The 9,770-nt window shown below is 72.8% G+C and carries 10 protein-coding genes; 7 read left to right on the top strand and 3 right to left on the bottom strand.

Annotation, left to right across the window (positions count from 1 at the left end; all coding sequences use genetic code 11):
- Positions 1-340 precede the first annotated feature (340 nt).
- Positions 341-1,300, top strand: a complete 960-nt coding sequence (locus ACIBAD_RS00050; protein WP_398903243.1) for an aldo/keto reductase family oxidoreductase — start codon at positions 341-343, stop codon at positions 1,298-1,300.
- Positions 1,301-1,321: 21 nt separating this feature from the next.
- Here the strand turns inward: ACIBAD_RS00050 and ACIBAD_RS00045 are convergent, their stop codons facing one another.
- Both ACIBAD_RS00045 and ACIBAD_RS00040 read right to left on the bottom strand, forming a co-directional pair.
- Entirely contained in the window at positions 1,322-1,630 is a 309-nt protein-coding gene (locus tag ACIBAD_RS00045) for a DUF4190 domain-containing protein (RefSeq protein WP_398903242.1), read from the bottom strand.
- Between the two features lie 2 nt (positions 1,631-1,632).
- Positions 1,633-1,809, bottom strand: a complete 177-nt coding sequence (locus ACIBAD_RS00040; RefSeq protein ID WP_166681927.1) for a hypothetical protein — start codon at positions 1,807-1,809, stop codon at positions 1,633-1,635.
- 94 nt (positions 1,810-1,903) lie between these two features.
- Between ACIBAD_RS00040 and ACIBAD_RS00035 the strand changes: the two genes are divergently transcribed.
- The 3 genes from ACIBAD_RS00035 (at position 1,904) to ACIBAD_RS00025 (ending at position 5,100) form a co-directional block, all read left to right on the top strand.
- Positions 1,904-2,530, top strand: coding sequence for a TetR family transcriptional regulator (locus ACIBAD_RS00035; RefSeq protein ID WP_134067910.1), 627 nt, complete (start codon positions 1,904-1,906; stop codon positions 2,528-2,530).
- A 146-nt stretch (positions 2,531-2,676) separates the two neighbouring features.
- The gene (locus ACIBAD_RS00030; protein WP_398903239.1) at positions 2,677-3,024 is read left to right on the top strand and encodes an ASCH domain-containing protein; all 348 of its coding nucleotides are present in this window, start codon (positions 2,677-2,679) and stop codon (positions 3,022-3,024) included.
- 213 nt (positions 3,025-3,237) lie between these two features.
- The gene (locus ACIBAD_RS00025) at positions 3,238-5,100 is read left to right on the top strand and encodes a protein kinase (RefSeq protein ID WP_398903236.1); all 1,863 of its coding nucleotides are present in this window, start codon (positions 3,238-3,240) and stop codon (positions 5,098-5,100) included.
- A gap of 82 nt (positions 5,101-5,182) precedes the next feature.
- On the opposite strand, the gene ACIBAD_RS00020 is transcribed toward ACIBAD_RS00025, so the two are convergent.
- A complete protein-coding gene (locus tag ACIBAD_RS00020) occupies positions 5,183-5,773 on the bottom strand; it encodes a hypothetical protein (protein ID WP_398903234.1) in 591 nt (196 codons plus the stop codon).
- Between the two features lie 395 nt (positions 5,774-6,168).
- Here ACIBAD_RS00020 and ACIBAD_RS00015 point away from each other — a divergent pair, with 395 nt between their 5' ends.
- From ACIBAD_RS00015 to ACIBAD_RS00005, 3 genes are all read left to right on the top strand, one after another.
- Positions 6,169-7,476, top strand: coding sequence for a flavin-dependent oxidoreductase (locus ACIBAD_RS00015; RefSeq protein ID WP_398903232.1), 1,308 nt, complete (start codon positions 6,169-6,171; stop codon positions 7,474-7,476).
- A complete protein-coding gene (locus ACIBAD_RS00010) occupies positions 7,473-8,453 on the top strand; it encodes a hypothetical protein (protein WP_398903230.1) in 981 nt (326 codons plus the stop codon). Before ACIBAD_RS00015 ends, ACIBAD_RS00010 begins: the two co-directional genes overlap by 4 nt.
- Positions 8,454-8,590: 137 nt before the next feature.
- Complete coding sequence (locus ACIBAD_RS00005; protein ID WP_398903228.1) at positions 8,591-9,607, top strand: zinc-binding alcohol dehydrogenase family protein; 1,017 nt, start codon at positions 8,591-8,593, stop codon at positions 9,605-9,607.
- The last annotated feature ends 163 nt before the right edge of the window (positions 9,608-9,770 follow it).

The raw sequence follows: 9,770 nt of genomic DNA, 5'->3' as shown, positions 1-9,770 counted from the left end.
GGGGCCCTGGGGGGGGGCGCGGGGGGGGGGGGCGGGGCGGGGGGGGGGGGGGCCGTGGTGGCGGTCGGGCCCCGGGGGGGGGGGGGGGGGGGGGGGGGGGGCGGCGCGGGGGGGGGGGGGGGGGGGGGGGGGCCCCGACGCGGCACCCCCTCGGGAACTCGCCGGCCCGGAAGGCTCCCCAGCCCGTAGCGTGGTCGTATGACGACGATTGCGACCCGTACGAGCGGGCCGAAGGTGCCGCCCTCCTACCCGCCGAGGACGCCTCCGCCGCAGAGGAAGCCCGTGGAGGCCCCCCGCCCCCGGCCCGCCGTGAAACCGGCGGCCTCGTAGGGTGAGCGGCATGGCGATCACACCACCGGAGAAGGACGGCACCCGGCTGCTGTACGGATGCATGGCGCTCGGCGGCAGCTGGGACACGCAGGCGTACGGGCCGGCCGACATCGACGCGGCCGAGGCGGCGATCGAGGCGGCGCTGGACAGCGGCATCGACACCTTCGACCACGCCGACATCTACCGCCGCGGCAAGGCGGAAGCCGTCTTCGGCGAGGTCCTGGCCCGCACTCCCGGGCTGCGCGAGCGGATCGTGCTGCAGACGAAGTGCGGGATCCGGCTGGCGGACGGGGGCCGCCCCGGCATCTACGACCTGCGCGGCTCCACCATCGTGCGGCGGGTCGAGGAGAGCCTCGGGCGCTTGCGCACCGACGCCGTCGACGTCCTGCTCCTGCACCGGCCCGATCCGCTGGCCGACCCGGAGGACGTCGCGGCGGCGCTCACCTCGCTGCGCGAGCAGGGACTCGTCCGCCGCTTCGGCGTCTCGAACATGAACGCCGCGCAGATCGCCCGCCTCCAGCGGCACCTCGCATTCCCGCTGGTCGCCAACCAGTTGGAGATGAGCCTGGACCGCAGGGACTGGCTGGAGGACGGCGTCCTCGTCAACACGCCCGCGGCAGCGGCGGGCGGCTTCCCCTCCGGGACCGTCGAGTACTGCCTGGAGTACGGGGTCCGTCTCCAGGCCTGGGGCGCGCTGGCGCAGGGCCGTTTCACCGGGCGTCAGGAGAGCCCCGACGAGCGGGCGACGGCCCGTCTCGTACGGGAGCTGGCCGACGCCAAGGGCACGACGCCGGAGACGGTGCTGCTGTGGTGGCTCCAGCGGCATCCGGCGCGGATCGCCCCCGTGGTGGGCAGCGGCCGCCCCGAGCGCATCCGCGCCTGCCGCGACGCCGCGCTGCGCGAGCCCGACCTCACGCACGAGGAGTGGTACGACCTGTGGCTCACCGCCCGCGGGGCCCCGCTCCCGTAGCGGTGCCGGCGGGCGGGTGGCTCAGCCGATGCTCCACGACCAGGTCTGGTCCGCGCTGACCAGCCAGGCGAGGACGGCGAGGTCCGCGATGCCCAGGGCGAGACCGAGCCGGGCGCGGCCGGGTCGGCTCGTACCGCGGTGCAGTGCGAGGGCGGCGAGGACGATCGACGCCGGCCCGAGGAGCAGGTTCATCGCCAGGAGGCCGATGAGGCCGAGCACGAAGGAGGCCACCGCCATCCCGTCGGCCTGACGGGCGGCGGGTGCGGCGGCAGGGGTGGGTTCGGGGATGCGGGCGGCGGGGGAGCGGAGCGCCGTGTCGGGTACGTTCATGATCATCCCTCCTGTCGGCCGGCCGGCCGGCGCCGGCGGGTCGTCCGCTCGCGGACCGCGAAGACCAGCAGCCAGCAGGCGATGGCGGCAGTCGCGGCGAGGGACACGTGAACGGGCACGTGGGCCACGGTTCCCAGGGCGATCCCCATCAGCATGAGGGCCGCTATCAGGAAGAGCATCGTGCTTCCTCCAAAATGGGAGACAGTTGTGCACTGACTGCTCAGTCTAAATGCAAGCGAGCGGATTTCGGGAATCGGGGGTTGACTTTTCGTCATGAGTGAGACCATCGGGGCACGCCAGGCCCAACGCCACAAAACCCGCAGGGCCCTGCTGGATGCGGCCCTGTCGCTGCTGGAGGAGCAGAGCCTGGGCAGCCTCGGCCTGCGCGAGGTGACACGGGTCGCCGGCGTGACCCCCACGGCGTTCTACCGGCACTTCCGGGACACCGAGGAGCTGGGCATCGCCCTGGTGGACGAGGCGCTGCAGAGCCTGCACGGCACCGTACGCTCGACCCTCGCCGCGTCCGGCGAGGCGGCGCAGCGGATCGACACGACGGTGGACTTGATGGCCGAACTCGTACGGGAGTACCCCGCGCACATCCGCTTCATCGTGCGCGAACGGCACGGCGGCGTACGCAGGGTGCGCGAGGCGGTGGCGGGACAGCTCGACGCGTTCGCCCGCGAGGTGGCCGAACGGCTCGGCGCCGATCCACTGAGCAGGGGCTGGAGCGCGGACGACCTGCTCATGCTGGCGCGGCTCTACGTCGACCACATGGTGATGACGGTGTCCGCGTACCTGGCCGCGGGCCCGGACGACGCGGAACGGGCGGCGGTCACGCGCACCGCCCGCCGCCAGCTCCGGCTGATCCACGCGGGCCGACTGCACTGGCGCACGTCCTAGGTGTGCCGCCCACACATGGGTCCGCCGCTGGCGGGCCCAGTTACCACCACCGCTGCCACACCGCCCTCGGCGGCCACCCACCCACCGGCCGCGTGACCAACGCTACGGGCCAGGGAGGGTTCGCTCGTTCCGTTAGGGTGCGCCGAATGGACGACAGCACTTCACGGCAGCACCCAACGGCGACTCAGACCCTGTACTTCCATCCTGACTATCTCGATGCGGTACGCGCCGGACAGAAGACGACCACGGTACGTTTCCGTGACCCGGTGGAGACGGGCCCGGTGAGCCTGGTGTTCGAGTTGGACGACGAGGTGGTACTACCGGGTGTCGTCACGCAGGTCACTGCCAAGACGATGGCCCGGCTGAGCGAGTCGGACGCCCGGGCGGACGGCTTCCGTGATCTCGCCGAGCTTCACGACAGGCTGCGGTTTCACTACCCCCGGATCGAGCCGACCGACACCATCGCCATCGTGCACTTCCGGTTGGCGAAATGAGTGAGCGACTTCAGGCATCGACTAGTCGTCACATCGGACCAGCACAACGAGCAGCCCGGCAAACCTTGCCAGTCACAGCACTAAAGGGTGTCCGCGAAGTTCTGCCCGGCCGGCGTCCGTAGCCGGGGCCGGGCGCTCGCGGGCGCCCAAGTATCCTCTGCCGGACGGGCATTCGGCTGACCACCAGCACGCACCGGACCACCAGGGGGACACATGTGGGGGCGGGGGACGGTCCTTGGGGACCGATACACACTGGCCGAGCGGATCGGCGGTGGCGGCATGGGGGAGGTCTGGCGCGCCGACGACGACGTGCTCAGACGGCAGGTCGCGGTGAAGGTCCTGCTGCCCGCGCTGCTCGACGACGCTTCGTTCGCCGCACGCTTCCGCAGGGAGGCCACGGTGCTCGCCTCCCTCAGCCACCCGGGCATCGTCGACGTGCACGACTACGGCGAGAGCCGCATCGACTCCGGTGAGCAGGTCGCGTACATCGTCATGGACCTCGTCGAGGGACGCACGCTGACCGAAGTGCGGGCCCAGGGCGGGCCCCTGGGCGTCGAGCAGGCGCTCGACATCGCCGGCCAGGCCCTGGACGCGCTGCACGCGGCGCACCTCCAAGGGGTCACGCACCGCGACATCAAGCCGTCGAACCTCATGCTCGGCGACGACGGCCGGGTGACGGTCACCGATTTCGGCATCGCCCGCTCCAGCGCGGCCAGCACCGGCATCACCGACTCGCACGCCGTCCTGGGCACGGCCCTCTACATGGCGCCCGAACAGGCGGAGGGGCTCGGGGCCGTCGCGGCGTCCGACCTCTACTCCGTGGGCGTCGTCTGCTACGAACTGCTCACCGGAGAGCCGCCGTTCACCGGTGAGTCGGTGGTCGAGATCGCGCTCAAGCACATCAGGGAGCCGGTCCCGGACCTCCCCGCCGAATTTCCCGCGCCGGTCCGCGCCTTCGTCGCCAGGGCGCTGGCCAAGAGGCCCGAGGAGAGGTACGCCGACGCCTCGGTGATGGCCGCCGCGGCGCGCCGCGCGGCGGCCGGCCGGCCGCTCGGCGAGCTCGACGCCCCGGCCGGGCCGGTCGTCGCCGGGCCCGGCCGGGAGCCGGCCGGTGCCGCCACCGAGCTGCGGCGGTCGTGGCGGGAGCGGCTGCGCATCCCCGCGTCCGTCTCCGCACCGCTCGCGATCGGGTTCAGCGTGACGATCACGGTCTCGGTGGCCGTCACCGTCTTCTACATCGACGCCGGCGCCCGGCAGGCCGACGCGAGCGGCGCGGGACAGCACCCCTCCACCTCCGCGTCCGCACCCGCGTCCGGCAGCGGGAGCCAGAGCCCCGGCGCGGCCCACGCGCAGAGCGCGCCGGCCGGTACGCCCGACGCCTCGGCGCCGCCCGCCGACGGGAACGCGGGCGGGAACGCGGGCGCGCAAGGCGGCGCGGGCGCCGCAGCGGGCGGCATCGGCGGCGCGGCACCCGTACCGAACCCCCCGGCGGCCGCGGGCGGTCCCGGCAACCCGGGGAACAAGCCCGGCTCGGGACCGTCCGGCGGCGCCGCCGGAGGCGGGACCGCGCCCGGCGGCGGAGGCCCCACCCCCGGAGGCGGGACCGCGCCCGGCGGCGGAGGCCACACCCCCGGAGGCTCCGGAAACGGCGGAACCAACCCGCCGCAGGGCTGCGGCGGAGCGGGCTGGAGCGCCATCACCAACGTCGGTGACGGGCTCAAGATCGGCCTGAGCGGCTCCGCACCGCAGGCGAACACCAAGGTGATCATGGGGGGCACCACCGCGTTCGGCTGGTTCCACGAGAAGAACAGCTACGACAGCTTCAAGACCTGCGGCCCGTCCGGCCCCGCGATGTCGCGGGCGCTGACGCAGTTCGGGGACACCACCCGCGTCGAGCTCGCGGGCCCCTTCGACGGGGGCGTGTGGTGGAACTTGGAGAAGGCGCCCACGGCGGGCGCCTACTACATCAAGGACATCGCCTTCCAAGGCGGATGCCTGACGGACAACGGCGCAGGCAACCAGCTGACGGTCGTCGCCTGCTCCGGGGGCAAGGCCCAGCAGTGGCGGATCGGATAACCCGACCCCGCACCCGAAGACTCCCCGCCCCGTCCCGAACGGGACGGAAGGCGGGGAGTCCCGGGCCCGTGGCCTGCCCCGGTCAGCCCTCCCGCGCCGCCACCGGGACGGGCCGCCGGGCGGACTGCGGCGGACCGCCGTCCACGTGGTTCGCCTTGAGCGCCGCGTACGCGCTGCACACCGCATCCGTCCGGACCGGGCGCCGGTCCGCGCACGCCGTCAGATCTCCCGCGCACTGCAGCTCCCACCGGGGGAAGCGGCGGCGCGACATGGCCACGGCGGCACTGGGGGCGAAGTACAGCATCGTGGTGTTCTCGTGGGGGTTGTGCGCCGAGCCCTCGTAGACCATCCGGCCGCTGGTCTCCAGCCGGTCCGCCAGTCGGGTCAGGGCCCTCTCGTCGGGCCGGTCCATGAACAGTCCGACGTGGTTCTCGAAACCGTGGACGCGCTCCTGCGCACCCACGGCGTCCGTGTACCCGGGGCTGCACCGTGGGAAGAGGAAGACCTCGACCTCCGGAGCCAGTCCGCGCGTGACGCGCAGCCGCGTCACCCGTATGTCCGCATCGTCCGGAAGCCAGTGGCGCTCCACCAGACGGCGCTTGACCAGCACGCTCGGTATCGTGGTCGACGCGGGCCAGCCGTTTTCGTCGAAGTACGCGAGAGCGGATTCCACTGTTTCCGGGAACAGTAGCGTTGCGCAATGCGACACAACGCATCCGCTCTTGATTTCCCGTTTGAGATCGCCCGGCATCCAGGGTGGCAGGAGAGCGTCCAGTGATTTCTTGGAGGCGTGGAGGGCGTAGTCAACAGCATGCTGGAGGCGCTGGACGTCGCACGGTTCGAACGTCACTTCAGGCATGTCGCAGCCTTTCTGTTGCCGACACCCGATTAAAGCCACGTCACCCATCAGGCGGCACTTGGCCGTAGCCTGATCGGGTGAACGTCGGCGCCTGACCTGCACTTTCAGAACCTCGCTTACGGCACCAGGATTTCAACACCCCACTTTCCACATCCCGCTTTCAACACCGCACATTCAATGGAAGGCGTCTTTCCCAGGAGGTAGAGGGCATGTCTCCGTACGGCCGAAAGAATTCTCCGCGCATCCTCATAGCCGGTGCCGGAATTGGCGGATTGACGACGGCCCTGAGCCTTCACGCGGCGGGGCTGGACGATCTGCTCATCGTGGAGGCGTGCCCCAACCTGCGCGCCATCGGCGCGGGAATCAATCTCCAGCCCGCCGCCGTTCGGGAGCTGACCGAACTCGGATTGGCGCCGGCACTCGACCGGGCCGCCGTGGCGACCGCCCGGTTGGAGTACCACCACCGCTACGGCGGTCTGATCTGGTCGGAGCCGCGCGGCCGCGCCGCCGGCTACAACTGGCCGCAGTACTCGGTGCACCGGGCCGACCTCCAGGACATCCTGCTGTCGGCCGTCCGAGACCGGCTCGGCCCCGAAGCGCTGGTCACCGGCGGCCGCCTCGTACGGTACGAGCAGGACCGGACGAACGGCCGCGCGGGCGGGCCCCCCGTCCGGGCGTACGTGGCGGACCGGCCGAGTCCGTACACCTGCGACCTGCTCATCGGCGCGGACGGAATCAACTCGGCCGTACGCGCGACCATGCACCCGCACGAAGGGCCGCCCCTCGGCAACGGGATATGCATGTGGCGCGGGGTCACCGAGGGCCCGCCCTTCCTCGACGGGCGCACGATGGTCATCCTCGGCTGCAACGCCCGGGTGAAGGCCGTCGCCTACCCGGTCACCCGACCCGACGAGAGCGGGCGGTGCCTGATCAACTGGGTCGTCGAGAGCCGAACCGGCGACGGTCTCGGCGAGGAGGACGCGCGCGGCGGCGCGGACTGGGACCGCGCGGTCCCCCCGGAGGAGGTCCTCAGCCACATCGACGGCTGGCGAAGCGACTTCCTCGATCTCCACGGCATCATCACCGGGGCACCCCGCATCGGCCGGTACCCGATGATCGACCGGGACCCGCTGTCCACCTGGACGGACGGCCGGGTCGTCCTGCTCGGCGACGCCGCGCACCCCTTGTACCCGACCGGCTCCAACGGCGCCTCGCAGGCGATCGTCGACGCGCGCGTGCTGGCGTACGAGCTGGCCCACCACGGAGTGGACGAGGCGCCGGCGCGCTACGAGGCGGACCGCAGGCCGCAGACCACGAAGCTCCTCGCGGCCCACCGCCGGCTGGAACCCGACCCGGTGCTCCGACAGGTGGAGGCCCTGGCCCCGGACGGCTTCCACGACATACGCCACGTCCTGCCCGAGTACAGCCTCGACGGCATCAAGTCCTGCACCCGCCGGGTCACCGGCGTCGACGCCACCGCACTCAACGCCCGCACCTCCTGGAGCGTCGCCGTATGAACGTCAACCGGATGCGTTCCACCGCCCTCGCCGTGCTCGGCTCCGCCGCACTGCTGGCGGCGCTCCTGTCCGCCGCCGGGCGCCCCGCTACCCCGACTCCGCCCTCCGGTTTCGCCGCGCGCATGCCGGCCTGCGCCGGGAACACCGGGAGCGCGGCCTGCTCCGTGTACGGCCGCGCCGCCCGACTCGGCGGCGGCACGGTCCGTACGTACAGCGAGTACCAGGGCGGGATACCCACGACGCTCGGCATAGCCCTGACCGCCCGGGCCGTCACCGGCCTGCCCACCTCCGCCGCCACCGACGGCAAGCACTGCTACGACGCGGACGCCGACGGGCACCTCGACGGCATGCACGAATGCGTCGGCGGCCACAGTCTGGAACTCGGCCTCCCGGCCACCCCCGCGGCCGCGGCAGGGGTGCCCTTCCAGTGGGTCCTGTTCAACTGGAACCCGCACGGACACAACCCGCACGGCCGCTACGACGTCGCCCACTTCGACGTGCACTTCTACCTCGCCCCCCAGGGGGTCCGGTCGGCGATCAAGACCGGCGGCTGCGCCCTGCTGATCGCCTGCGACCAGCTGGCCGCGGCCGGCAAGCCGGTCCCGGCCGCGTACCTGCCGGCGGGCTACCCCGCGAGCAGCCCCCAGACCGCGGAAGGCGCCATGGGCGCGCACTTGGACAGCCGTCCCCCGTCCACCGGCACGCTCAGCGGCCAGACCTTCATCTACGGGGCGTACGCGGGCGACCTCATCTTCATGGAGCCCATGCTCACCAGGGACTTCCTCCAGCGGCAGCGCACGGTGCCCGCCCACCGGACCTGCGAGGCGATCCCCCAGCCGGCCGCCTGGCGGATCCCCGGCTGGTACCCCACGAAGTACTGCACCGCGTACCGCCCCCGCGAGGGCGACTACACGGTCTCCCTGACGGACTTCGTCCACTCGGGCGGCGCGCGCGGCCTCGCCACGGCGGTCCGCTGAAGCCGGCCGGCCCGGGCTCCGGCCGGAGCCCTCTCCGCGGAGGTCCTGCCGCGTGGCGCAGCCGGCGTGCCCGGCGGGCAGCCGTCACAATCAGACTGTCCGCCATGCCGCCTTTTCACCCATATGGGGGCCAGTTCATGTACGCAGCCTTGGTCCACGCCCTGGGGCGGCCGCCCCGGTACGAGTCCGTGCCCGAACCCGTCCCCGCAGCCGGCGAGGTGGTCGTCGAGGTCCTGGCGGCCGCGCTGTACCCACTGGTGCGCTCCTTCGCCTCGGGCGGCCACTACACGGGCGGCGACGCGCTTCCGCTGACCCCCGGGTTCGACGGGGTGGGCCGGACCCAGGACGGTGAACTCGTCTACATCCCGGGGCTGGAGCCCCCGCGCGGGACGATGGCCGAGCGGGTGGCCGTACCGGCTGCCGCGCTGATGCCCGTACCGGCCGGGCTCGATCCGGTCGCGGTCGCCGCCGTCATGAACCCCGCGTCCTCGGCCTGGATCGCGCTGCGCGAACGGGGCAGGCTGCGCCAGGGCGAGTCGGTGCTCGTACTCGGAGCGACCGGCAACGCCGGGCGGGCCGCCATCCGGCTCGCCCTCGACCAGGGCGCGGGCGCGGTGGTGGCGGCCGGGCGCGACCCGGAGGCGCTGCGGGTCGCGACGGAGCTGGGCGCCCACCGCACGGTGCGGCTCGCGGGTTCCGACGAGGAGATCGCGGCGGCGTTCGGCGCGGCGGCCGCCGATGTGGACGTCGTCCTGGACTACCTCTGGGACCGCCCGGCCGAGCTCGCGCTCGACGGCATCCTGCGCCACCGTGCCGATCTCACCCGTACGTTGCGGTGGGTGCAGGTCGGCTCCGCGGCCGGGCCCGACATGACCGTGCCGTCCGCGTGGTTCCGCAAGGCCGACGTCAGCGTCTGCGGGAGCGGACTCGGCTCGATCTCGGCCGCACGCCGGGACGCCGCCCTGCGCGAACTGCTCGCCCGGCTGCCGGCCCTGGCGCCGACCACCGAGACGGTCGCCGTGCCGATGGCCGAGGTGGAGACCGCCTGGGACTCGCCGATGCCGTCGGGCACGCGGCTCGTGTTCGTCCCGGCGGGCGGTGACGAACCGCCCTCCGGGGCACGGGAGGCCGTCGGGGACCGGGAGACGGTCTGAACGGAGCCTGCGCGCTGCGGGCCCCCGTCGTACGGTCGCGGCGGCGGGCCCGGTGCCAGTGGAGGCCTGGTGTTCTGTCCAGGGAGGTTGTGGACGGGTGATGTAGGTCTCCGCTGAGGGATCTTGAAATGGGTGAGGGCCTTCTGGCCTGGTGTGGATTGCG

The organism is Streptomyces sp. NPDC051109 (assembly GCF_044455885.1).
Taxonomy (GTDB): Bacteria; Actinomycetota; Actinomycetes; order Streptomycetales; family Streptomycetaceae; genus Streptomyces.
Note: the sequence above shows the minus strand (reverse complement) of the source record. Positions and strands in the feature narration are given on the sequence as shown.

What these genes read in the sequence shown, in the direction of transcription:
- ACIBAD_RS00030 (WP_398903239.1), top strand. Translation starts at nt 2,677, where the DNA reads ATGGACGACAGCACTTCACGGCAGCACCCAACGGCGACTCAGACCCTG.
- ACIBAD_RS00045 (WP_398903242.1), bottom strand. Translation starts at nt 1,630, where the DNA reads ATGAACGTACCCGACACGGCGCTCCGCTCCCCCGCCGCCCGCATCCCC.
- ACIBAD_RS00050 (WP_398903243.1), top strand. Translation starts at nt 341, where the DNA reads ATGGCGATCACACCACCGGAGAAGGACGGCACCCGGCTGCTGTACGGA.
- ACIBAD_RS00010 (WP_398903230.1), top strand. Translation starts at nt 7,473, where the DNA reads ATGAACGTCAACCGGATGCGTTCCACCGCCCTCGCCGTGCTCGGCTCC.
- ACIBAD_RS00005 (WP_398903228.1), top strand. Translation starts at nt 8,591, where the DNA reads ATGTACGCAGCCTTGGTCCACGCCCTGGGGCGGCCGCCCCGGTACGAG.
- ACIBAD_RS00015 (WP_398903232.1), top strand. Translation starts at nt 6,169, where the DNA reads ATGTCTCCGTACGGCCGAAAGAATTCTCCGCGCATCCTCATAGCCGGT.
- ACIBAD_RS00035 (WP_134067910.1), top strand. Translation starts at nt 1,904, where the DNA reads ATGAGTGAGACCATCGGGGCACGCCAGGCCCAACGCCACAAAACCCGC.
- ACIBAD_RS00040 (WP_166681927.1), bottom strand. Translation starts at nt 1,809, where the DNA reads ATGCTCTTCCTGATAGCGGCCCTCATGCTGATGGGGATCGCCCTGGGA.
- ACIBAD_RS00025 (WP_398903236.1), top strand. Translation starts at nt 3,238, where the DNA reads ATGTGGGGGCGGGGGACGGTCCTTGGGGACCGATACACACTGGCCGAG.